Raw genomic sequence first — 25,047 nt, 5'->3', positions numbered from 1 at the left:
TTTTTATTTTGTATTTTATTAAGTAAAGGGGTAGTGGGAGTGTCACTTTGAGTTTATTCCAATAAAAAAGCTGATCGACTGACCAGCTTTTTTATTTTTTATTGAGAATATGATTCCTTAGAAAGGATATTCATAAATTTCTGATTCATGTAGGTAAGGGTTACCTGTAGGAATAAGCTTCAATTTAGATAATGCGGACATTACCGTGAAGATGAATAATCCTGCTACGAATAGAATAGCTCCTACAACTAATAGTAATACTTCAGGAGTTTTCCAGTATGGACCTACCGTTCCTGGCATTACCATATTGAAATAATCTAAAATATGTCCTAAAAGAACGATTACCGCCATAGTGGTTACCACCTTGTAATTTCTCTTGATGCTGCTGCTTACTAAAACCAATAATGGTAATAGGAAGTTAACAATAAGCATAGGTAAGAAAGTGATGGAGTAGTGCTCAAATCTTCCGAAGAAATAGTTAACCTCTTCAGGAATATTAGCATACCAGTAAAGCATGAACTGAGCAAACCATGTATACGTCCAAAGCATACTTGTAGCGAAAAGGAATACTCCTAAGTCGTGTAAGTGATTGTCATTGAACTGTGGTAAGAAACCGTTTTTCTTAAGATATACACTTAAAAGGATGATTACTGCGATACCACTGGCTAAACAACTTACCATAGAATACCAGATATACATTGTAGAATACCAGTGAGGGTCAATAGACATCAACCAATCCCATGCCCAAGCTGCTGAAGCAAACCCGAAGAATGCGATGTAACCAACAGCCCATCTGTAAAGCATTTGATAATCTACTCTGGATTTGGTTTCATCTACTTTTTTAGACATTGCTTTCAGTTTCCATGCGAAGAAGGTAGCTCCTGCCACATAGATAATTGTTCTGATAGCATAGAAAGGTATATTTAAGAATTTTCTCTTTTCATATAGGATAACATCGAAGTTAGGATCTGCCGGATCAGTTAAGGCAGGATCCATCCAGTGGAATAGATGACCATTATGAGTAATGTTTAAGATCATAATGATGATTAAAATGGCTCCACCCCAAGGGATGTAAGAAGCAATAGCTTCCATTACTCTTGTAATGATGATTGGCCATCCTGCATGAGCAGCGTGCTGAATACAATAGAAAAATAATACACAGCAACTTACTCCAAAGAAAAATACAGCAACAAAGTGTATAGATGCTAATGGCTGATTGTGAATCTGCATGGCAGCATGTTCTAAATGTGAGGCATGATCCTGAGGACCTACCAGTTCACTGGAGTGTGTAGGTGCATCATGACCTGAAGCATGAACAGCTTCCATCATGTGCTCTATTTTTTCAGTACTGATTCCCTTGTTCAGGAAAAAACCGATACCGAATAGCACTAAACCTACAACAAGAAGTATTATAGAAGTTGACTTTAATTTTGGTGAAAAACTATACATTTCTTTTCTTATTTTTTAGTTGCGGTAGAATCTGTTTTTGTTTCCGTAGCTGCTGCGGCTGCTGGTGCTGCATTTTTCTTGAAAGCACTCATTACATACATGGCAACTCTCCATCTGTCTCCAGGGTTTAATTGTCCTGCGTAAGAGCCCATCGCATTTCTACCGTTTGTTAGTACATAGTGAACAGATCCTACTGTGATTTCTCTATCAGCATAGTTTGGAACTCCGGAATAGGCTCCACTCTGTACTATTGATCCTTGTCCGTCACCTGCCGTACCGTGACATGCAGCACAGGTGTGATCAAACAATACTTTTCCTCTCTCTATATCTTTAGCTTCATTAGCAGGATTCAAAGGGGACACTGTAATTGATTTTGATGCGTTATAACCAGCGTTATACTCATCAACATTTTTAGGTAGTTTTCCTTCTTCAAAAATTCCGTCTTTATTTTGGGAAACTGTACCTTCTACAGGAGAAAGTCCGGTTGCGCCGTTATTTTTTACAAAGGCAGGAATTTCATTTTCATGATCTGAATAGGCATCCTCAGCTTTCATCAATGGATCGTAAGCCACAGGGAAATACATATCAGGAAAATATACTAATGGTGCATTTTCTTTTGGTCCGCAAGAATTAAGTAAAACTGTTGTTAAACCTAAAATTGCTGTAATTCTTAGTACATTCTTTTTCATTTTAAGCGTCTTTAACAGTTATTTCTTCAACTCCGGTTTCAATCAGTAACTGCTTTACAGATTCTACATCTTCAGTTACAAATTCCATCATAAACTTATCATCTGTAGTTCTCGGATCTGGATTCTGAGCGGGAGCACCAGGATACATTTTATTTCTTACTAAGAAAGTCAATGACATCATGTGAGCGGCGCAGAATACCATTAATTCGAACATTGGAACTACGAATGCAGGCATATTGTGAGCCCAGTCAAAAGCTGGTTTACCACCAATATTCTGAGGCCAGTCATGGTTCATTACATACCAGGTCAGAGTAGCTCCGATGGTAAGCCCATAACAGGCATAAATGAATGCGGCATCCGAGATTCTTGTTTTCTTTAACCCTAAAGCTTTATCTAGCCCGTGAACTGGGAATGGAGTATAAACCTCGTTGATTTTAATTCCTTTATCGTTGAATGCTTTAACGCCGTTCATTAAATCGTCGTCGTCAGCATAAAGTCCGTATACAATTTTAGTGGTGCTCATCTCCTTCTTTTGCTTTATAAGTTTCACCTGAGATTTTCAAAATCGATTTTAATTCGGCCTGTGCAATTACAGGGAATGTTCTTGCGTATAATAAGAATAATACAGAGAAGAATCCGATTGTTCCTAAGTATACACCCACATCAATAATTGTTGGTTTAAACATCGTCCAGGATCCTGGTAAGTAATCTCTTGAAAGGTTGATTACGATGATGTCGAAACGCTCAAACCACATACCGATGTTGATGATTAATGCAACGATGAATGTCCAGATAATGTTCGTTCTTAGTTTCTTGAACCAGAAAGAAGCAGGAACAACAAGGTTACAGATAATCAGTGACCAGAAAGCCCACCAGTAAGGTCCTACTGCAGCTCCCGGAGATAAGTATGTAAAGTCTTCATATCTTGAACCGGAATACCATCCGATAAAATATTCAGTTGCATAAGCTACTGTTACCATACCTCCTGTAAGGATGATTACGATGTTCATAATTTCGATATGATACATAGTAATATAGTCTTCCAGGTGACAAACTTTTCTAGCGATAAGCAATAGGGTTTGTACCATTGCAAATCCTGAGAAGATCGCACCGGCAACGAAATAAGGAGGGTAGATTGTAGAGTGCCATCCTTTAATTACCGAAGTGGCGAAGTCGAAGGATACGGTGGTGTGTACTGAGAATACAAGTGGAGTTGCCAAACCTGCCAATACCAAAGATAATTCTTCAAATCTTTGCCAGTGTTTTGCTTTACCACCCCAACCGAATGCTAGGAATGTATAAATCTTCTTAGTCCAAGGAGTCTTAGCTCTGTCTCTGATCATTGCAAAGTCAGGGATAAGTCCCATGAACCAGAATACTGTAGATACTGAGAAATAAGTTGAGATCGCAAATACGTCCCAAAGTAGAGGAGAGTTAAAGTTGGTCCATAAAGAACCGAACTGGTTTGGTAAAGGGAATACCCAATATCCTACCCAAACTCTACCCATGTGAATTACCGGGAAGATTGCTGCCTGTACAACTGCGAAGATCGTCATCGCTTCCGCAGAACGGTTTACAGACATTCTCCAACGTTGTCTAAATAATAATAATACCGCTGAGATTAGAGTTCCGGCGTGACCAATACCTACCCACCATACGAAGTTGGTAATATCCCAACCCCAGTTAATAGTTCTGTTAAGTCCCCATGCTCCAATACCCGTTCCGATAGTGTAAGCGATACAACCAAAACCATAGATGAATAGAACTAGGGCTGCATACAATGAAATCCACCATAGTTTACCTGCTCTCTCTTCGATAGGTCTTGCAATATCTTCTGTGATATCGTGATAAGTTTTGTGACCAATAATTAGAGGTTCTCTTATCGGAGCTTCGTAATGTCCTGACATTTTTTACCTATTTATTATTTAAACTTTATTTTTCTACTCTGTTTCTTACTTTCGCGTGATAGAACACATTTGGTTTGGTTCCGATCTCTTCTAGTAAATAATATCTTCTGTTGCTAGAATATAATTTTCTAACTTCAGATTCTTTGTCATTCATGTCTCCAAACTTCATTGCTCCGGTAGAACAAGCAGCAGCACATGCACAAGAATTCTGGAATTCAGCGTCTGTTACTTTTCTGTTTTCTCTCTTAGCAGCTAAGATGGTAGCCTGAGTTTCCTGGATACATAGTGAACATTTCTCCATTACCCCTCTTGTTCTTACAACAACATCAGGGTTTAGAACCATTCTTCCTAAATCATTGTTCATATTGAAATCGAACTTATCATTCAGGTTATAAGTAAACCAGTTGAAACGTCTTACTTTATATGGACAGTTGTTTGCACAATATCTGGTACCGATACATCTGTTGTAAGCCATGTGGTTTTGACCTTGCTTACCGTGAGAAGTAGCTGCTACCGGACATACTGTTTCACAAGGTGCGTGATTACAGTGCTGGCACATTACAGGCTGGAAGATTACATCCGGATTATCCGCAGGGTGATTCAATGCTCCACCTTCTTTATTGAACGCTGTTCCATAAAGTTCAGGCACTGCCATTCCCTCTTTTAATCCTTCATATACTTCTACTTTTTGTCTTGCAGAATAGTAACGGTCAATTCTTAACCAATACATATCTCTTGACATTCTGATCTCTTCTTTTCCTACTACCGGAACGTTGTTTTCTGCCTGACATGCAATAATACATGCCCCACATCCTGTACAGGAGTTCAGGTCAATGGATAGGTTAAAGTGAGGACCGTCTGTATCATCGAATGCGTCCCAAAGGTCAATTTTACCTGCCGGAAGTGCACCACTGATGGTATGATATTCCAAAGGCTTATTCCATCCTTTGTGCTCATCGTCGAATGCTACATTTAAGAAATCATTTAAAGGAACTTCCTTCGCGATTTCATAACGTCCCATTAATGTATTTTGAAGCTGTACTCCTGCGAACTCATGATCTTCACCCGTTTTCTCTATTTTAACGTTGGAAACGATCAAATTAGATCCATCGAATAAAGGATATGCGTTTACTCCGGTATCAGCAGTCGCTCCTGAATTCTTTTTACCGTATCCAAGCGCAAGACCTACGGATCCTTCAGCTTGTCCCGGTTGAATGAATACTGGAACGTCTTTTATAGTTACTCCGTTTGCCGTAAGGTTTACGATAGAACCGTCTAACTGCATTCTCGCATTTAAACTGTTTTCGATTCCTAATCTTTCGGCATCTTTCGGAGAAATAGTCAGGTAATTATCCCATGACATTCTGGTGATCGGATCAGGTAGTTCTTGTAACCAAGGGTTGTTTGCCTGAGTACCGTCTCCCATTGATGTCTTAGTGTATAATACTAATTCCAGGTCAGATGGCTTAACGTTTCTTAATTCAGCAATAGCCTGGGCAGCGTTTCCTCCGGCATATGACAATGAAGCTGCATTCGCTGAAGTGTTGATACCGTTGTATAAAGCTTTGTTGAAAGAAGTTCCTCCAAGGATAGAAGTAGCGTTCGCCTTTAAATAATCGTAGTAATTATTGGCAGCGTTATTTTTACCATTTTTCCAAACCAATAGGGATTCTTCGATCTGTCTTGATTTGTAGATTTTCTGGATAGTAGGCTGCATTAATGAATATACTCCTGTCTGAGGTTCGATATCTCCCCATGATTCCAGCCAGTTGGCTACAGGAATTACAGCTTTCGCAGCTTTGTACATTTCATTTTTCTTATCTGCAACAGCGATCACGTAAGGAACTTTTGCTAAAGATTTTTTGAAATCTTCTCCTTTAGGGTGTGAGTAGATAGGGTCCACGTTGTTGGCGATCAATACTCCAACCTGCCCTGCATTTACCCATCCTAAGAATTCCTGGTATCTTGCTTTGTCAAATTCTTTTAAGAGGTTAGCTTTACCTGTGAAGGCAACTGATCCCAACTTCTGGTTGATCAGGTGAGCTAACACCTGTGCTCCTTTGGAACCATCTGCTAAAACTACAGCTTTACTTCCTTTTGCTTTTAATTCATTCGCGATTTCGGTTGCTGTTTTGTCAGATGTTCCTGCACCCACGATAGCGTTGTAAACCTCTACTAGAGTTTTGTTTACGTCACTTGGTTTCAGTCTGTATCTTGAGTCAGAGTTAGCACCTGTTAAAGACATATTGGATTCTACCTGGATATGTCTCAACATTGTTGCTCCCGGCTTTCTTGCCTCAGCATATGAAGATTCTAAACTTGAAGCATTGTAATCTCCTAAGAAATCAGCCTGGAAAGCTACTACCAATTCACTTCCTTTAAGGTCGTAAACAGGTAATGCTCTTTGTCCGAAAACTTCCTGAGCAGCGTCTAATGCAGCAGCGTACGGATACGCATCATAGGTTACTAATTCTGCGGTAGGATATTGTGCTTTAAATTCAGCGAATAATTTTTTGAAAGTAGGGGATGGGAAAGAGTGAGATAAAACTACAATTCTTTTACCTGAAGCTTTAGCTTCGTTTAACCCTTTTATAACGAAATCATCTACTTTATCGAATGTTTCGTCTTTTCCGTCCAGCTTAGGCTGTTTTACTTTATCGTTGTCATAAAGAGAAAGTACACTGGCCTGCGCTCTTGCATTAGTTTTACCTAAATCTCCTGCCGCCGGATTCGGATCTATTTTGATAGGTCTTCCTTCTCTTGTTTTCACTAAAACACTTGCAAAGTCGAAACCGTCAAAATATGTTGAAGCGTAATAGTTCGGAACACCAGGAATAATGTCATGCGGCTTTACCACATAAGGGATTGTTTTAACTACCGGAGCTTCACACGCTGCTAATGTTACTGCAGCTGTGGAAAAACCTAATAATTTTAAGAAATCCCTTCTTGAAGTACTTGATCCGTTTTGTTCAGCATCTTCAAGGAAATCTTCTACTGGAATTTCTTCTTGAAACTCTTTCTGAGCCAGCTTATTGTTCAGTGCTGGATCTTTAAGTTCGTGAATACTTCTAAATTGTATTTTGTTTGAAGCCATTTATACTTCTAATTTTTTAGTTATTAATAATGACATTTACCACACTCAAGACCTCCAATAGCATCTACAGTAATTTTACCTCCATCTTTAGGATATTGCTTTTTAAGCTTGTCATGTAGATTTTTGAAGTATTCTTTATTATAACCGTTGTTCATATCAATCTCTGTAGTTCTGTGGCACTCGATACACCATCCCATGGTGAAGTCATTAGCCATTTGAACCACATTCATTGTGTCAATTTTTCCGTGACAAGCTTTACATACAACATCAATTTTGTCATTAGGGTTCTTTTTGTTGAAAGAACTGATAATTGCTTGTTCACCTGCTACAACGTGCTGTGAGTGGTTGAAGTAAACGAAATCCGGCATGTTGTGGATTCTGGTCCATTCTACTGGCTGAGTTTTACCAGTGTATTGCTGCTTTTCAGCATCCCATCCTGTAGCGGCATAAATCTTTTGGATCTCTCCGTCGTAGAATGCTTTATCTTTTCCTGGCTCAAGGTATTTACCGTTGTATTCAGAGATGGTTCTGTGACAGTTCATACAAACGTTCATAGATGGAATTTCTGATACTTTACCGTATTTAGCACTTGAGTGACAAAGCTGACAGTCAATTTTATTTTCTCCTGCGTGGATTTTGTGGGAGAAGTAGATAGGCTGCTCCGGCTTATAACCTTTGTAAACACCGATCCACATAAGCCAGTTCCAAATTCCGTAAGTAGCCAGAATAGCAAGAACTGTTAGTATTCCTTTTCCTACGTAGTGGTATTTCTGATAGATTTCACTGAACGAACGAACTCTGGTTTCGTTAAGTCCTGCTAAATCTTCTGATTGACCCAGTGTTACGAGTTGTCTTAATTTGATTAAAATCCAAACCAATAGCCCCGCAATCGCTAATAATGAGATAATCACAATATTAGTTGTTGTTTTGTCTGCAGCACCTCCTCCAGCATCTGTGGCAGCAGGGGTTTCAGCAGCTTTTTCCGGTTCCGGTTCTGGAGGATTAGTTGTGTAAGCTAAAATGTCATCAATATCCTGATCCGAAAGGTTCGGGAACTGCTGCATTTCAGTCTTATTATAATCTTCAAAAATCTTATTGGCGTACTTGTCTCCGGATTCTCTTAAAGCCTTATTGTCTTTAATCCATTTGTGAAGCCAATCGGTACCAAGTCCCGCTTCTTCCTGTACTTTAGCTACGACTCCTTTGAGGGGAGGCCCAATAACCTGTTTGTCTAAAGCGTGACATGCTGTACAATTTGCTTTGAAAAGTTTCTCTCCGTTTTTAGGATCGCCGTCTTGCCCGTAAATTGAAGCACTGGTTGATAACAATAAGCCTATTGCAATCAACGTTTGTTTATAATGCTTTCTCCAACTAATCATTTAAATTATCTTATGTTAGTAAATATTGAACATTCAATCAATTCCGCAAAAATAATATTTTTAACAGAAATTTAACGGCAACTGTAAAGGGTAAAATATCATTTAACTTTAATTTGTATTGATTCTAAATAACTAGTTTGGTATAGTTTTTTTATTTATATAAATTTGCGGAAACAAGTTTAAATGAAAAATTTATTCAAAATATTTTCAATATTATCTTTATTGGGATTTTATAGTATTGAGGCCCAGCAGGTTGTGACGAGAGATACTTTGGCCGGAACTGAGCTGGTAATGTCGATGGATTCTAAAGTAGACACTGCTTTGAAGAATTTAGAAAGTAAATGTTCAAAAACGAGCACAGGATCTTCTTCTAACTTTTCCAATGCTGTGGATAATGATTCCTCCTATTCCAATCCTACGTCTCATCCTAAGGTGTATGTGCCGAGCAGGACACTGTCCAATGCTGAAATTTGTAGAAAGAATCCAAGAATCCTGGGCTATAAGATACAGATTACCACTGTTAAAAGTAATGAAGAAGCTAATGAAGTTAAGTCTTATTTCAGAAAGAGGTTTCCCAACCTGAAAGTGGAGATTGACGCTTCTTTCAGACCAAATTATAAAATCCTGGCCGGTAGCTATTTTACCAAACAAAGCGCAGCTTCCGACCTCTCAAGGATCAGAGAATACTTTAAATCTGCAGTAGCTGTACAATACAGAATTTTCTGTGCAGAAGCCAAATAGAACAAAAATTTCATAAAAATATAAAAGCAGTGATCGAATCACTGCTTTTTTTATTGGTAATATTTATTTAAAAACTCAAAAAACTCTCCCATCCGTATGCTATTATTGATCAGCAGATAGAAAAAGAGAATGCTTAAAGTGGCTGCTAAAGAAGAGATAATCTTTGGCTGTGACTTATAAGAGTGAAATAACCATCCTAATAGTAAGGGGTAAACATACACGAAATGTCCTCCGTATATGTAAGATGTATGCAGCCCAAACCTCATCACACAATGAATGATGATGTCTATCAGAAATGAGATCATTAAAATTTGAACTAAGCTGTTTTTAAAGTTTTTATAATAGCTCCACAACACTAAAATCAGTACGGCAGCAATAAAAATATAGGGAACCCATGAGGTGTAAACATCCATAAACAATGCTTTGTACTCAAAGCCTTTCATATTGTTTTTATCACGGATAATAAGTCCGGGGAACAAGATATTTCCTCCGAAAAAGAAGGAAAGGATCATATCCCATAAAGGAGTGCTGTTTACATTGGAGAACTTTTCATACTGCTGAGATGTTTTTGAAAAGATATTTTCATACTTAAAGTTAATTCTGTTAAGGTAAAGCAATATAAAACAGATCACTGTGAATACTACTCTAAATGCAGCGTTGAAAAAGCTTTTCCAGCTTTTAAATATTCCTTTTTCAAAGGGAAGAGGGATAAATACTTTAATAATATTGGTAATGGTAAGGCCACCGATGGATATACCTGCCAATGCTAGGGCTACTGCCGGTATTTTTTCCTGCTTTTGCAGCTTAGAGGCAGCATAATGATTGTATAAAGTAAGTAAAAACAGGGTGTAAGTGAAGTTTTCAGGAGTGAATGAAAGTAAAATATTGGTGGAAAATGCTCCGAAAAAAACAATAATAAGCAGAGAGATCACCAAGGGTAAACGAATAATATTTTTAAGGTATTTAAAAATCTGCAGAATACACGCACTTATCATAATATTGCTCAACCACGCCAAAGTAAGTCTGAAGGTAGAATCCATTTTTCCATCGGATATGAATAAAGCCAGTTCCCGGATCCAGTTAAAAAAGTAATAGGAAAGAGGGTGTCTTTCAAAGCTCCCGCCTGTCATGACAATAGCCTTGTTATCGAAGCTGAAGTAGGCGTCCCAAGGTATTCTGCTGTCAAATATGACTCTATAGTTCAGGGCTATGTAAGCACCCAGCACTCCATAAACTATAAGAAAAATAAGGAATACTCCCCATTCCCAGCGGGTGGAAGGAAAGATCAGCTTAAAGAAATTAATGAATTTTGATTGTAACCGCACCTCTTCTAAGTTTTTGCAAAAGTAAAATAAAAACCCACTATATTCAGTGAGTTTTTAAGGTATTATTCTGTGATATTTATAAAAAACAGTGTGGGCTAAGAGCTGCAGGAAAGCATAGAACACCCTGAAATATCATCATATTTGGAAGGTCTTTTTTTAGAAAACTCAGGGTAAATTTCCTGATAAGGGTTTTCTAAAGCAGTGATGAGCTTATGGAGCAATTCGGTTTCCCCGTTATCTATTTGCTCAATACATTCAAATAATAAGTAATTCCTTAGGGTGAATTTAGGATTGTTCTGCTGCATTAAAAGAATAGATTCTTCCCTGGAAATATGGTTTTTGCCAAGCCTGCTTTGATAGGCTGCAATGAAATGATTGAGCTTTCTCTGCTTTTCTTCATCAAGGATAGTATAAGAGGCCCCCTGAAAAAGTGAGGTGCTTCCGGAGGGATCCAAATTTTCAAGATAATTAAAAAATAGGGTATAGTCCAGTTTGAGTTCATGCATAAGGCCCTGCCAATTGGTGAAAAACTCTTCATCATCTTTTAAAAGACTGTCAAACCCAAATTTCTTACCCAGCATTCTATCATGGTTTTCCCAGAAATAGTTTCCAAAATCATTGAGTGTTTTCTCTAAAAATGTTTCATCCTGAATGAGGGGGTGCAGTGCATTGGCCAATTGCCAAAGATTCCATTGTGAAATTTGTCCCTGCTTTCCGAAGGAATATCTTCTTCCCGGTAAATCAGTAGTATTGGGTGTGAAATTGAGGTCATATTCGTCCATCATTGAATAAGGGCCGTAATCTATCGTAAGCCCAAGTGCAGACATATTATCCGTATTCATTACACCATGCACAAAACCCACACGGTACCATTCGATCATTAGATCTGCTGTTCTTTTGCAGATATTTTCAAAGAAATCTTTATACTTCTGAGTACCTTCCGAGGTGATTTCCGGATAGTATCTTTTAATCGTAAAGTCGGTAAGATCCTTTAAGGTCTGATATTCTTTTTGAGCGGATAGAAGCTCAAAGTGTCCGAACCGGAGAAAGCTTTCTGCTGTTCTTATGATCACGGCTCCTTTTTCTTCCTGAGGATTTCCGTTATACATCATGTCTCTTACCACTTTTTCTCCTGTAAAACTTAGGCTTAATGCCCGGGTGGTCGGAACTCCCAAATGATACATAGCTTCACTCATGAGGTATTCGCGTACGGAAGATCTCAATACTGCTCTTCCATCCGCATGTCTTGAATAAGGAGTAGCCCCTGCTCCTTTCCATTGTATCTCGGTGGTTTGATTATTTTCGTTGGTGATTTCTCCGGCCAATATGGCTCTTCCGTCTCCCAGCTGTCCTGCCCAGTTTCCAAACTGATAACCGGCATAGGCAGTAGCATAGGTTTGTATATTTTCCGGAAGGCTGTTACCTACCAGAAAGCTCAGATCATTCTCTTCAAAAGTTCCCAATCCGATTTCTTCAGAAAGCTTTTCATTGAATATAATTAATCCGGGATGATCAAAACCTACGGGCTTGACCATTGAGAACAGAACTTTAGGAGTGTTTCTCTGCATAGGATTATAAGAGAAATCACCGGGAAAAGTTTTTATAAAGGGTTGTTTTATATTTTCAATATTCATAAATCAAAGGTATAAATAATAAAAAGACCCTTCAAAAATTATTTGAAGGGCCCTGGTTGTTATTTGTTGAAATCAATTTCTTCTCCGGTATTGAGATTTTCATTGACACTTTCTTCTTTTTTATGCTCGGTTCCGCTTTGTTTGGTTGAACTTGGCGGTTTAGGATTTTTGATCTGATCAATCGTTTGTAAGCCACCATCATCTCCATAGCCGGCACCCAGACCCTGTAAGTCGGTACAGTTTCCTGTCCAGTCGGAAGGTTTTACAAACTTATCGTCAGGAGATACTCCTAAACTTTTATCAGCCCAGACTTTTTTCATATAAATAGCCCAGATCGGTAATGCCATTCTTGCTCCCTGTCCTTCCCCGGTACCGTAGAAGTGAGTTGCCCTGTCTTCCCATCCAACCCATGTTCCTGTAGCCAGTTTTGGAGTGATTCCCATAAACCAACCATCGGAGTTATTCTGAGTGGTTCCGGTTTTACCTGCGATCTCAATATCTTTTGATACACCTCTTCTCGAAAGTTCTCCGGAAGCTGTTCCGTATTGTGCCACACCCTTCATCAGTTCAATCATCGTGTAGGCATAAAGAGGATTCATGACTTCTTTCGGTTCTATATTTACCTCTTTGATTACTCTTCCGTTAGCATCTTCAATTCTCCAGATCATTTCCGGTTTATTGTAATTTCCGTAGTTGGCAAAGGTACTGTAAGCTCCAAGCATCTCATAGATTGTAATGTCTGAAGAACCTAGTGCAATAGTATTGTTTCTCGGGATATCTTCCGTTACCCCTAAGTCTCTTGCTGTCTGTATTACGGCATCCACACCTGTCATTTCTATAAGACGTGCCGCCACGGGGTTTTGTGAATGGGCTAATGCATCCTTGATGGTAAGCATTCCTCCTCTTCCCGGAACAGTCCATCCGTTATGGCTATAGGTTCCGTTTGAAACTACGGAACAAGGAGTCATACCCAGTTTCATAATAGCAGTAGCATATACGAATGGTTTAAAGGTAGATCCTACCTGTCTTTTTCCCTGCTTGATGTGGTCATACTGGAAGTGTTGCCAGTCTATTCCTCCTACCCATGCTTTGATCTCACCACTTCCAGGGTTCATAGACATTAATCCTGCTTGAGCGATCTGCTTATGGTAACGTATAGAATCCCACGGGGACATTTCCACTTCTTCTTCTCCGTTCCATGTGAATCTTGAGGTTTTTATAGGCTTATGGAATTCCATTAAAATAGAATCTTCAGGAACGCCGGCAGCCTTTAGCTGTTTATAACGTCCGGTTCTTTTCATAGCCTGAACCATTACATTATTGATCTGCTTTTCTGTCAGGTAATAGAAAGGTCTGTTTTTTCTTCCTCTCTGTTCTGCATCAAATCTTTTCTGAAGATCTGTTAAATGTTCCTTGATAGCCTCTTCTGCATATTTCTGCATTTTGGAGTCAAGGGTAACATAGATCTTTAAACCGTCTTTATAAAGATTGAGCTTTTTGCCCGTTTCTTTTTCGTAATCATTAAGGTAACCGTCAATTTCCTTTCTCAGGTAGAACTTGTAATAAGCTGAATAATCATCGTTGATATTCTTAATAGGATGATAATCTACTTCAATAGGAGTAGAGGTTGCTTTATCGTAAGTTGCCTGGTCAATATATCCGGTATCCAGCATTTGAGAAAGTACTACATCTCTTCTTCTTTTTGCCCTTTCGGGATTTCTCATCGGGTTGTTGGCAATAGGAGCTTCGAGCATAGCCACAAACATGGCTGCTTCAGGAAGGGTAAGCTGTGCTGTCGATTTATTGAAATAAATCTTGGATGCCATTTCAATTCCGTTGGCATTATAAGTAAAGTCGAATTTATTGAAATATAAAGTTATAATTTCTTCCTTCGTATACCTTTTCTCCAAACTTACGGCAACCGACCATTCTTTTAGCTTCTGAAGAACCCTTTTTATAGGATTTTTTGAAGGTTCTTTAGTAAAGAGAAGTTTGGCAAGCTGCTGGGTAATGGTGGAACCTCCACCTCTGTCTCCCCCATATCTTACCGCTCTTAATATTGATTTTAAATCAATACCAGAGTGTTCCTTGAAACGTTCATCCTCCTTGGCCTGTAAAGCATAAATCAAATAAGGAGGAAGATCTTTATACGTAATGGGCTGCGTTTTTTCTTTTTCAAATTTTCCTAATAAGACCCCATCCGAAGAATAGATTTCGGAAGCTACATAGATATCAGGATTTTCAAGTTCTTTTACATCCGGCATTTCTCCAAGAAAGCCTTGGGAAACAGCAAAGAAAAGAGATGAAATTCCTAAAACGATAACAATGAGTCCAAGCCAAATAAACCTAACCCATTTTTTCCAAGAGCCATTTTTCTTTTTTTTGGGAGGAAGGGGAAACGTTTTTCCTTTGCTTCCTGTATTTTGTTTGTTTTCTTCCATGTATGGTTACGGTTTTGCCGTTTCTATTTTAATACCTAAATCTTCAATTCCGGGAAGATTATCATTCCTCATCGCCTGGGTAATCCCTATTTCATATTTACCTTTCTCCGGAAACTTATAATTTAATTTATATTGAAAAAAAGTTTCTTTGGTATCTCCAAATCCTGTTCCAAGCCATTCGCCGTTGGGCTTCGCTAATATATAATTTAACGTATCGGTCTCTTTTTTCTTGTTTTGGAGATTCGTGAAATTAACAATGAACCGGATATTGCTATAAGGGTACTCATTGTTATTTCTCACGACAAATATAATATTTTTAGGATTTTGCGGATCTTTGATATCGAGATTAAATTTTTGCTCACTTTTCTTATTCCATTTATTATCTACGGAATTCATAATAACATCTTCTCCGGACGAAGAATTGCAACCATAGAAGAGGAGAAGGGGTAATAACCCTAAAAATCTAAGCATTATTATCTTTTTTTGGAGGATATTTTTTTTTGAATTTTTTCTTATTGTTTGGGTTTTGAGGCTTTTTTTCTACAGGAGCAGAGCTGGTTTCTGCTTTTTCCGACTGAGCTTTCGGAGTCTGCTGCCTAGGAGCCTGTCCGCCATTAGAATTTTCGGGTCTGTTTTTTCTGTTTCCCTGATTCTGCTTATTCTGATTCCTGTTTCTGTTAGCCGATCCGCGGTTCTTTTTCTCAAAACGGTCTACATTATTCTCCTGAATAAGGTCTATGCTCTTAACAGAAATTTCCGGCTGTTTCAATTCTTCCAGAGGTAAGGCTTTTTCTCCTTTTTTATTTTTATAGATCAGTTTTTTGACAAGATCTATATCAAAATCATACCAGGCAATAGAGTTTTCAACATAGGCAAACCACATTTTCTTTTTGAAAACATCTATTTTTATACAAAAAGCTTTTCCTTTTTCAGTATCCAGTGTAGTGGAGGAAGGTGGGAAATCGCTTAGCGCATCTAGATAACTGTCTAGTTCATAGTTTAAACAGCATTTTAACTTACCGCATTGTCCTGCAAGTTTCTGGGGATTGATACTCAGCTGCTGATATCTGGCTACATTGGTATTCACGGAACGGAAATCCGTAAGCCACGTAGAGCAGCAAAGTTCTCTTCCGCACGAACCGATACCTCCTACTTTGGCTGCTTCCTGTCTGAAACCGATTTGTTTCATATCGATTTTAGTTCTGAACGCAGCGGCGTATTCTTTTATCAGCTGTCGGAAATCAACTCTGTTGTCAGCCGTATAATAAAAAGTCACTTTGGAAGCATCACCCTGGTATTCCACATCTGTAATTTTCATTTCCAGACCTAGCCTGTGGGCGATTTTACGTGCTTCTATTTTTACATTGTCTTCTTTTTTTCTGGCTTCATGCCAAACCTCTATATCTTTTTGGTTGGCCAATCTGTATATTTTGAGTGAAGATTCTTCAGAAGATTTTTTCTTTTTCATCTGAATTTTCACTAATTCACCGGTAAGGCTTACTACACCGACGTCATGTCCGGGACTAGATTCTACTGTTACTACACTACCTATGTGTAATGGTATATTGTTTACATTCTTATAAAATAACTTTCTATCATTTTTAAATCTGACTTCTACATAATCGCATCTGTTTGAAGCGGGATTATGAATGTCAGATAACCAGTCAAAAACACTTAATTTATAACTATTACCACAGGTATCTATGCTTTCACAACCATTTGCGGACTTCGTTCCGCAAGAATGGGTAGAATCGCCGGATGTTTTACATCCACAACTCATATATTTTATATTATTTAATCCTGCAAATTTAGATATTTTTATCTTTATGAAATTCTAAAACTTTCAAATATTAATTCTTGGTCACGTTTAATATTAAACAATCGAATAGTAATTTATGTGTTGAATTATTAATCTATTAATATATGGGTGTTTAAAAGTATTTCTGTTTAAGTGTTATTTTAAACATAATTTTCTTTTTATATATTGTTTAAAATGTTAAGAAATATTAACAAGTGTATTTAAAATAATTTTATATTTGGCTCATATAATAATATGGTCTATGAAAAAAATATTAATTTCAACTACTTTACTGGCGGGGGTTTTATCTTATGCAGGAGGCTTCAGGGTTTCCTTGCAGGGGGTAAAACAATTGGCTATGGCGCATACAAGTGCACATGCTGAGGATGCAAGTGTGACATTTTTTAACCCCGCAGGTATGTCATTCATTCCTTCAAAGCTAAGTATAGTGGCCGGAGGGTTTGGAGCAAGCAATAAAGTTACTTTTCAAAATGTAAATACTTTACAGAGTACAGAGACAGATAATCCTATTGGAACTCCAATTTATGCAGCAGTTACTTATAAACCTATTGAGAACCTTTCCGTAGGTTTCAGTTTTTCCACTCCTTTTGGTAGTACCATAGAATGGCCCAGTGACTGGGAAGGAAGGGAAATGGTCCAGAGATTAGAGCTTAAAAGTTTTTATTTCCAGCCTATGGTTTCCGTAAAACTGGCACCATGGATGTCTTTCGGGGCAAGCTATATCTATGCTAAAGGTAAAGTGGACTGGACAAAGGCAGTAACCCAGTTTGGAGGCGAACTTAATATTAATGATGAAAATGCAAGCGGACACGGGTACGGGTTCGGATTTTATTTCAGACCGGAAGAAAAACTGGACGTAAGTATAGCTTACCGTTCAGCAATTGATATGAAAGCTAAAAACGGAACTGCAACCTTTCAGTTCCCTTCTCAATCAATATATTCATTACTGGGGTTAGGAGACTCCGGGCAGGATAAGTTTACCGCAACTTTACCATTAGTAGAAGAGTATACGGTAGGTTTAACCTATAAAATCACCCCTAAGTGGTTAGTTTCAGCTGACTTTAACTACCATGGCTGGGAAAGATACGGTAAGCTGACGCTGGATTTTGAAAAGGCTCCTGTAGGAAATCAGGCAGATCCTACGGTTCAGACGGTTCCTAAAAATTTCAGAAACTCAAAAACGTTCAGATTAGGAACTCAATATATGTTCAATAATATGATTGCAGGACGTTTGGGAGCATATTATGATGAGTCCCCTTATTCCGATCAGAATTTTATTCCTGAAACTCCGTCCTTTAACACTTATGTGATTACGGGAGGGATTGGACTTAAGTTTAATCATATAGGAGTGGATGTGGCAGCAGGTTATGCATTGCCTCAGAGCAGAGATGTAAAAAATGATAATCTTGGTCTGTACGGACAGGCAAAAGCTAAGGCCTTTTATTTAGGTCTGGGATTATCTTATAACCCTTTTTAATTTTGAATAATTATGAAAAAAATATTAATATCTACAATCGCTATTTCTGCACTTCTTTTTACAGCCAGTTGTGAAACTGACTTTGATAATGATGTAAAAGATGTTCAGATAACGAATGGTGAAGCGGATTTTTCCAAATATATTTCATTGGGAAATTCTCTTACTTCCGGATACAGAGACAACGCATTATATATTGACGGACAAAACGAATCTTACCCTTCTATCATTGCAGGGCAGATGAAGCTTGCCGGAGGAGGAGAGTTTATTCAGCCTCTTATGGCGGATAATAACGGAGGATTACTCTTGGGATCCACTGTTATTCAGGCAACCAAGCTCTATATAAAGTCATTTACAAACGGATCACCCGATGTTGTGAATGTAAGTGCTGCTCCTACTACCAATATTGCTAATAAAATAACCGGAAACCTAAATAATTTCGGAGTTCCTGGTGCAAAATCTTATCATTTGATAGCTCCCGGATATGGAAATATTGCGGGTGTTGCCACAGGAATGGCAAATCCTTATTATGTTAGATTCTCTACAAGTGCGACATCTACTGTGGTAAGTGATGCTGCAGCTCAGAATCCTACATTTTACTCCCTTTGGATAGGGAATAATGATGTTTTAGGATATGCAACCAGTGGAGGAACCAATTCTCAGACGGTAGGTGGTGTTACTACTTATACTCCGGCGGTTAATCAGACAGGAAATCTTAATCCTACTACGTACGGATCCAGTGATATTTCCGATCCTAATGTAGTGGCAGGCTCTATAAAAACGATTATAGAAACAATGAAAGCAGCCGGAGCGACCAAAGGTGTAATTGCCAATATTCCTTATGTAACATCCGTTCCACAGTTTACGACAGTTCCATATAACCCGCTGACACCAGCTGCACTGGGTTCAAACATTACTGCACTCAATACAAGCTTATATGGTCCGCTTAAGCAGGCACTTACTGCTTTTGGAGCCGGAGACAGAATTAACTTACTTTCTGCTACTTCTTCCAATCCTGTTTTAATTAAAGATGTATCTCTTACTAACCTGTCTGCACAGCTTACAGCGGCATTAACTCCCTCTGTGGGACTTGCTACCGCTACCGCATTGGGGCAGATATTCGGGCAGGCAAGACAATCTACGGATCAGGATTATATCCTGCTTACGACAAGAGCGGTAATTGGCTCAGCGGTAACAGGGGCACCAACAGGAATAAACGTATATGGAATATCTTATCCGTTGGAGAATCAGCATGTATTGACCAAAACGGAAGCCGCAGCGGTGAAAACAGCAACAGACGCTTATAATGCTTCTATCAGATCTTTAGCGGATGCTTATGGACTAGCTTTTGTAGATACGAATGCCAAAATGATTGAGCTTAATGGGCAGTCGGGAATCTCATTTGACGGGGTAAAATATACTGCTAAATATGTAACAGGGGGTGCTTTCTCATTAGATGGAGTCCATCTTACAGGTAGAGGGTATGCCGTGGTAGCCAATGAATTTATTAAGGCCATCAATGCCAAGTATAAATCAACGTTGCCGCAGGTTAATCCTAACAATTACTCCGGTATTAAATTCCCATAATTGAATCAGAAGAAAAAAATATTCAAAACCACAGGAGATTTTCTTGTGGTTTTTTTAAATTTGCAAAATCTTTTAAAAAGTAAAAATGGCCGATCAGTTAAGTTATCTGTTTTCTACAAGAACAAGTAAGGTCTTGGCAGAAAAAATCGCTCAGTATTATGGGCAGGAGTTAGGAAAAATCAACTTTCAGGAGTTTAGTGATGGAGAGTTTGAGCCGGTTTTGGATGAATCGGTAAGAGGAGGAAGGGTTTTCCTTATTGGATCCACATTTCCGCCCGCGGACAATCTTTTGGAGCTTCTTCTGATGATTGATGCGGCAAAAAGAGCTTCTGCAAAGAGTATTACAGTAGTTCTTCCTTATTTTGGACTGGCAAGACAGGACAGAAAGGATAAACCGAGAGCACCGATTGGGGCAAAACTGGTTGCCAATCTTTTAACGGCTGCCGGAGCGACACGGATCATGACAATGGATCTTCATGCGGATCAGATTCAGGGATTCTTTGAAATCCCGGTAGATCATCTTTATGCTTCCAGCATTTTCGTGGATTATATTAAATCCCTAAATCTTGATAATCTTACCATTGCCTCTCCGGATATGGGAGGAGCAAAAAGAGCTAAAAACTATGCGGGGCATTTAGGTGCAGAGGTGGTAATCGCTTATAAAGAAAGAAAAAAAGCAAATGTGGTAGAGGAAATGTTCCTTATCGGAGATGTAGATGGTAAAAATGTTGTCCTGATTGATGACATGATTGATACAGCAGGAACACTTTGTAAGGCTGCGGATATCTTAATGGAGAAAGGAGCTAAGTCGGTAAGAGCTATGGCGACTCACGGAGTGCTTTCAGGAAAGGCATATGAAAATATCGAGAACTCAAAAATCCTGGAAGTTATTGTAACTGACTCAATTCCTGTGAAAAATAATTTGTCATCTAAAATAAAAGTGCTATCTTGCGCCCCATTATTTGCGGATGTTATGAAGAGGGTTCATGAGCACCAATCAATTAGTAGTAAATTTATTATTTAATTGATTTTTAGGAGCTTGTGATTTAAAATTAAACAATTTTTTAAATTTTTATAAATGAAATCTATTACAATTCAAGGTACAAAAAGAGAAAGCGTGGGCAAAAAGTCTACAAAAGCTTTACGTGATGCTGAATTAGTTCCTTGTGTTGTTTATGGAGGTGGTGAGCCTTTAAATTTCTCTGCTGAAGAGAAATCTTTCAAAGGTTTAGTATACACTCCTGAAGCACACACGGTATCTATTGAGGTTGATGGTCAAACAATTCCGGCTGTTCTTCAGGACATTCAGTTTCACCCGATCACTGACAAGATTTTACATGCTGACTTCTATCAATTAGCTGACGATAAGCCGGTTATCATGGAAGTTCCTGTAAGAATTACAGGTCGTGCAAAAGGTGTTGTAGCTGGGGGTGTTTTACGTCAGTCTTTCAGAAAGTTAAAATTGAAAGCTATTCCTGCTAACCTACCTGATGAGATCGTTGTGGATGTTACTCCATTAAAGATTGGAAACAAAATCTATATCGGAGACATTAAAAATGATGCTTACACATTTATGCATCCTGACAATGCAGTTATTGCAGCTGTGAAGATGTCTAGAAATGCAATGAAAGCCGGAGCCGGAGCTCAGGATGATGAAGAGGAAACTACGGAAGCAGAAGGAGCAGCTCCTGCAGCTGAAGAGACAGCAGCAGAATAAGAATTGCTTATACAAATACAAAAAAACCTGTCAGAAATGGCAGGTTTTTATTTTTAGATAAAGTCTATAACTTTAGTAGAATTTAATTCCCTTTCAGAAAAAAGGCGTAAATTTGAAGTGTTCTAAATAAGAACTTTTTTTAATTCTAAATTTATAATAATGTTTGACATTCAGGAAATAAGAAGTCAGTTTGCGATATTGAATCAAAAGGTGAATGGTAAACCATTGGTATATTTGGATAATGCGGCAACTTCTCAGAAACCGGATTCGGTTCTGGAGGTTTGTAAACAATATTACACCGAGCTTAATGCTAATGTACACCGGGGAATCCATACTTTAAGCCAATTGGCTACCGAGGAAATGGAACTTTCCCGCAAAAAGGTTCAGAAGTTTATTAACGCGAAACATGATTTTGAAGTAATCTTCACCAAAGGAACTACAGAGGGGCTGAACCTCATCGCTTATATTCTTACTCAAAAGCTTAAAAAAGATGACGAAATTATTATTTCTTATCTTGAGCACCATTCCAACATCGTTCCATGGCAGTTGCTTTGTGAAAGGACTGGGGCAAAACTTCGGGTAATACCTATTGACGAGAATGGAATCCTGCAGCTTGAGTATCTCGATCAGTACCTTAGTGAAAAGACTAAAGTGGTATCTGTAAACCAGGTTTCTAATGCATTGGGAATTGTAAATCCTATTGAAGAAATTATTGCGAGAACCAGAAAACATTCTGATGCTTATATCGTTATTGACGGTGCACAGTCTGCGCCTCATTTTAGCATTGATGTACAGAAGCTGGATTGTGATTTTTTTGTTTTTTCCGGTCATAAGATGTATGCTCCTATGGGGACAGGTATATTATACGGAAAACAATCCATACTGGAGGAGCTTCCTCCTTTCCACGGTGGTGGTGAAATGATCGCTACCTGCTCTTTTGAAAAAACTACTTATGCAACATTACCCTTTAAATATGAAGCGGGAACTCCGAATGTGGGAGGAAATATTGCTTTAGGAGCTGCCATAGATTTTATCGAAAAAGTAGGGAAGGATAATATCCAGAGACATGAGAATGTTCTTTTGGAATATGCTCAAAAGCAACTTTTAGAAATTGAAGGTCTCAAAGTATATGGTGAAAAAGCGGAGAGAGTGGGTGTTGTTTCTTTTAATTTGGAAGGAATTGGAATTTCTTCGGATGTGGGAATGATCCTCGATAAAATGGGGGTTGCCGTAAGGACTGGCCATCACTGTACCCAGCCTATTATGGATTTCTTCAGTATTGCCGGAACTGTGCGGGCGAGCTTTGCCGTTTATAATACATTTCAGGAAATAGACCTTCTGGTGGAAGGGGTCAGGAAAGCCCAGAAGATGTTAGCATAAAATCTAAGCGCCTGAAATTTAGACTATTTTGTAAAACTCTAAATTTCAGGTGCTTTATTCTAATTCAATGGGGTTTTCGTATTTTTTATTTTCTTCTCTTTGCTTTCTTCTTTGTTGAATTACTTCTTGTCCTCCTATAATTGTAGTTCCGGAATTGGCTAGAGCACCAGATGGATTAGCTCTGGCATTTTCTAAGGCTTGTTCAAATTTAGGCCTTGTTGTTTCAATAGGATTAGTGTAACGGTAATCCGATATGTTGTTTATTAATCTTCCCTTCAACTTAACATTGGGTACAGATTTGACAAGTTCAAAATCATAGTCACCTCTATCATCTGTTATTTTTATAATGAGTCCCGGTAATCCGGTGAATTTATAAGGACCATAAGGAAAAGGAATTTCGGTGGAATACCATGCAATCCAGTTTCTTCCTTTAAATGTGACTTCTGCTTTTTTACAATTAAAAGAATTTATTGTTTGTAATTCATCACTAAGTTTCCAATTACTTATTATTGGCTCTTTATAGGAGAGTAACGACATGGCTACTAATTGAAAAAATTGAATATTCTCATTTGACTGTATTATAGTATATGAGAACTTAGTTTTTGGTACTGCTACGCCTTGAAGACTAATCGTTTTAGTATTACCTTCTGTTGTAATTTTTGCTGAATTTTTTATTACGGAATCTCTTTTGATTGATTGGCTACTTACAAAGAATGCACGATTATCACCAACTTGTAATGAAAATAATTCTTCGTGTTTATAATCATTTCGCTGATCAAGTTTCGCCTTTAACAGATAAGTAAACTCTCCCCGAAGCGTATCTTTATTAATCCATTGAGACTGTGAATAAAAAAATATACTAAGGAAGAATGCCAATAAGCAACATGTTTTTTTAAAAAAATACATAATAATTATTTAATTTGGAAAAATTGCACTTGTAAATTTACAAGTGCATAGTAGAATATTTACAAAAGTTTATCCTCCACAGTAGTTTGCTTCAAGCTTCATGAGCCATTCATTGGCCTGTGCAGCAGTCCAGTCTTGAGAAGTTTGAGCGGATGTACCACAGGAAGTATAAGCATACCATGTGGTTTCTGTCTTTTTTGATCCTTTTTGCTTTTCTATTTTTTTTAAAACTTTTACTTTTTTTGATTTAACTTCTGTAGTAGTTTTTGCGCTTACTAATCCAACAGCTCCGAAAGCGGCTAATAACATAATTTTTTTCATAATGGTTTTCATTTTTTTAATTAAACATGATTTTCTTTGTGATGGTAATCATACAATGATACAATGTTATTTTAAATCACTATTACGGGAAACCATATTTTAAATAATATCTTTTAAAGATTATTGGGTGATGGGTCAGTATGAAGTCAATAGAAAAGGCATAAATATCCAGGCAATCACAATCTAGCCGGAGATGGCCCAATCAAAAAATAAGAGTAATTTATTTATTTCAATAAACTATCGTAATGCATTGATATAATGAATTGAAATACAAGTATTATTATTTTATGTTTAAAAATAATTAATTAATTTTATTAAAATATAAAATACATTACCATGAAAACTCAATTTATACTTTTTTTATTCTCCTTTGGCTTTTGTGGAGCCCAGATTTTTTCAGAAAATTTTAACGGAGGGACCTTACCTTCCGGATGGACTTTGGATAATCCTTCAACTACGTTCAATTGGGGAGTGGGAACCCAATGCGGTTTTGCATCCTTTCCTGATGGAGCCGCTTTTTTTGACGATGATGCGGCGGGATCTGCCAGCCTGAATTCAAACGCGAGACTGATTTCTCCTGTGATTAATCTGTCTGCTGCCACAAGTCCCCAGCTATCCTTTAAATATGCCAATATGGTATATGATTTTGATTCCAGTATCAAAGTGGAGGCTTACAACGGAACGGCCTGGGTACAGATATTTAATTTTAGCGGACAGGCAGGGACCTGGGGAATCGATTGGGCTACATTCATGTATACTGTTACTTCTTATGATACTACAACTAATATAGACCTGAGTCCATATGCCAATGCTAATTTCCAGCTGAGGTTTGTATATGACGATGCCGGAGATTATTCCTATGGAGTGGTAATAGATGATATAATGATTACCTCTGCAGCATTAGCCACTGCGGAAACTTCTTTATCCGATGAAATGTCCATCTATCCTAATCCTGTAAAAGACAATATATACATTAAAAATAAAGGGAAAGGTTATGATAAGGTAAGTATAGTAGATATGTCGGGTAAGACGGTTGAAGTCTTTGAAAATAATACTGGGAGTTATGATATTTCGGGTCTGCCGAAAGGAGTTTATATGATATATGTTACCGGACCTGCAGGAACCGTAAAGAAAAAGATCATAAAAGACTGACATTTCTCTTCTTATTAAAGGTTTTTGAGTTC

20 protein-coding genes are annotated in these 25,047 nt (G+C 38.0%); 7 read left to right on the top strand and 13 right to left on the bottom strand.

All coding sequences use genetic code 11. The features are described 5' to 3' along the window. Nucleotides 1–117 precede the first annotated feature (117 nt). Genes ABJ974_RS15960 through ABJ974_RS15935 form a run of 6 tightly spaced genes read right to left on the bottom strand, consistent with a single transcriptional unit; the run spans nucleotide 118 to nucleotide 8,518 of the window. Nucleotides 118–1,449, bottom strand: a complete 1,332-nt coding sequence (locus ABJ974_RS15960; protein WP_419869210.1) for a quinol:cytochrome C oxidoreductase — start codon at nucleotides 1,447–1,449, stop codon at nucleotides 118–120. 8 nt (nucleotides 1,450–1,457) lie between these two features. Next, entirely contained in the window at nucleotides 1,458–2,138 is a 681-nt protein-coding gene (locus ABJ974_RS15955; protein ID WP_419869209.1) for a c-type cytochrome, read from the bottom strand. Between the two features lies 1 nt (nucleotide 2,139). Further along, nucleotides 2,140–2,661 (bottom strand): DUF3341 domain-containing protein, encoded by a 522-nt coding sequence (locus tag ABJ974_RS15950; protein ID WP_419869208.1) that lies wholly within the window; start codon nucleotides 2,659–2,661, stop codon nucleotides 2,140–2,142. Next, nucleotides 2,648–4,045, bottom strand: a complete 1,398-nt coding sequence (gene nrfD, locus ABJ974_RS15945; protein WP_419869207.1) for an NrfD/PsrC family molybdoenzyme membrane anchor subunit — start codon at nucleotides 4,043–4,045, stop codon at nucleotides 2,648–2,650. The genes ABJ974_RS15950 and nrfD overlap by 14 nt, the downstream gene beginning before the upstream one ends. 25 nt (nucleotides 4,046–4,070) lie before the next feature. Then, nucleotides 4,071–7,139 (bottom strand): TAT-variant-translocated molybdopterin oxidoreductase, encoded by a 3,069-nt coding sequence (locus tag ABJ974_RS15940; protein WP_419869206.1) that lies wholly within the window; start codon nucleotides 7,137–7,139, stop codon nucleotides 4,071–4,073. Nucleotides 7,140–7,162: 23 nt separating this feature from the next. Then, on the bottom strand, nucleotides 7,163–8,518 hold the full coding sequence (locus ABJ974_RS15935; protein ID WP_419869205.1) for a c-type cytochrome: 1,356 nt from the start codon (nucleotides 8,516–8,518) through the stop codon (nucleotides 7,163–7,165). A 183-nt stretch (nucleotides 8,519–8,701) separates the two neighbouring features. Between ABJ974_RS15935 and ABJ974_RS15930 the strand changes: the two genes are divergently transcribed. Next, on the top strand, nucleotides 8,702–9,259 hold the full coding sequence (locus tag ABJ974_RS15930; RefSeq protein ID WP_419869204.1) for an SPOR domain-containing protein: 558 nt from the start codon (nucleotides 8,702–8,704) through the stop codon (nucleotides 9,257–9,259). Between the two features lie 50 nt (nucleotides 9,260–9,309). Here ABJ974_RS15930 and ABJ974_RS15925 read toward each other — a convergent pair whose 3' ends face one another. The 5 genes from ABJ974_RS15925 to ABJ974_RS15905 form a co-directional block, all read right to left on the bottom strand. Then, a complete protein-coding gene (locus tag ABJ974_RS15925; RefSeq protein WP_419869203.1) occupies nucleotides 9,310–10,584 on the bottom strand; it encodes a DUF6080 domain-containing protein in 1,275 nt (424 codons plus the stop codon). A gap of 95 nt (nucleotides 10,585–10,679) precedes the next feature. Continuing rightward, entirely contained in the window at nucleotides 10,680–12,218 is a 1,539-nt protein-coding gene (locus ABJ974_RS15920) for a protein adenylyltransferase SelO (RefSeq protein WP_419869202.1), read from the bottom strand. Nucleotides 12,219–12,277: 59 nt separating this feature from the next. After that, a complete protein-coding gene (locus ABJ974_RS15915; protein ID WP_419869201.1) occupies nucleotides 12,278–14,659 on the bottom strand; it encodes a penicillin-binding protein 1A in 2,382 nt (793 codons plus the stop codon). Nucleotides 14,660–14,665: 6 nt separating this feature from the next. Then, entirely contained in the window at nucleotides 14,666–15,130 is a 465-nt protein-coding gene (locus ABJ974_RS15910; RefSeq protein ID WP_419869200.1) for a gliding motility lipoprotein GldH, read from the bottom strand. Beyond that, on the bottom strand, nucleotides 15,123–16,439 hold the full coding sequence (locus ABJ974_RS15905; RefSeq protein ID WP_419869199.1) for a PSP1 domain-containing protein: 1,317 nt from the start codon (nucleotides 16,437–16,439) through the stop codon (nucleotides 15,123–15,125). Before ABJ974_RS15905 ends, ABJ974_RS15910 begins: the two co-directional genes overlap by 8 nt. Nucleotides 16,440–16,719: 280 nt before the next feature. Between ABJ974_RS15905 and ABJ974_RS15900 the strand changes: the two genes are divergently transcribed. The 5 genes from ABJ974_RS15900 to ABJ974_RS15880 all read left to right on the top strand — a co-directional run bounded on the left by ABJ974_RS15900 (nucleotide 16,720) and on the right by ABJ974_RS15880 (nucleotide 22,636). Further along, nucleotides 16,720–17,955: an OmpP1/FadL family transporter gene (locus ABJ974_RS15900; RefSeq protein WP_419869198.1), complete on the top strand. Its 1,236-nt coding sequence runs from the start codon at nucleotides 16,720–16,722 to the stop codon at nucleotides 17,953–17,955. Between the two features lie 12 nt (nucleotides 17,956–17,967). Then, nucleotides 17,968–19,539, top strand: coding sequence for a G-D-S-L family lipolytic protein (locus ABJ974_RS15895; protein ID WP_419869197.1), 1,572 nt, complete (start codon nucleotides 17,968–17,970; stop codon nucleotides 19,537–19,539). Between the two features lie 85 nt (nucleotides 19,540–19,624). Further along, nucleotides 19,625–20,563 carry a ribose-phosphate pyrophosphokinase gene (locus ABJ974_RS15890; protein ID WP_419869196.1) on the top strand — a complete coding sequence of 313 codons (939 nt, stop codon included), beginning with the start codon at nucleotides 19,625–19,627 and terminating at the stop codon, nucleotides 20,561–20,563. Between the two features lie 54 nt (nucleotides 20,564–20,617). After that, a complete protein-coding gene (locus tag ABJ974_RS15885) occupies nucleotides 20,618–21,256 on the top strand; it encodes a 50S ribosomal protein L25/general stress protein Ctc (protein WP_419869195.1) in 639 nt (212 codons plus the stop codon). Between the two features lie 159 nt (nucleotides 21,257–21,415). Further along, nucleotides 21,416–22,636 carry an aminotransferase class V-fold PLP-dependent enzyme gene (locus ABJ974_RS15880; protein ID WP_419869194.1) on the top strand — a complete coding sequence of 407 codons (1,221 nt, stop codon included), beginning with the start codon at nucleotides 21,416–21,418 and terminating at the stop codon, nucleotides 22,634–22,636. 54 nt (nucleotides 22,637–22,690) lie between these two features. On the opposite strand, the gene ABJ974_RS15875 is transcribed toward ABJ974_RS15880, so the two are convergent. Further along, nucleotides 22,691–23,542 (bottom strand): GLPGLI family protein, encoded by an 852-nt coding sequence (locus ABJ974_RS15875; protein ID WP_419869193.1) that lies wholly within the window; start codon nucleotides 23,540–23,542, stop codon nucleotides 22,691–22,693. A gap of 69 nt (nucleotides 23,543–23,611) precedes the next feature. Then, nucleotides 23,612–23,863, bottom strand: a complete 252-nt coding sequence (locus tag ABJ974_RS15870) for a hypothetical protein (protein WP_419869192.1) — start codon at nucleotides 23,861–23,863, stop codon at nucleotides 23,612–23,614. Nucleotides 23,864–24,199: 336 nt separating this feature from the next. Here ABJ974_RS15870 and ABJ974_RS15865 point away from each other — a divergent pair, with 336 nt between their 5' ends. Further along, nucleotides 24,200–25,015: a T9SS type A sorting domain-containing protein gene (locus tag ABJ974_RS15865; RefSeq protein WP_419869191.1), complete on the top strand. Its 816-nt coding sequence runs from the start codon at nucleotides 24,200–24,202 to the stop codon at nucleotides 25,013–25,015. Nucleotides 25,016–25,047: the final 32 nt, after the last annotated feature.

Origin of the sequence: Chryseobacterium sp. CT-SW4 (assembly GCF_048572715.1) — a bacterium.
In the GTDB taxonomy this organism is placed as follows: domain Bacteria; phylum Bacteroidota; class Bacteroidia; order Flavobacteriales; family Weeksellaceae; genus Chryseobacterium.
Note: the sequence above shows the minus strand (reverse complement) of the source record. Positions and strands in the feature narration are given on the sequence as shown.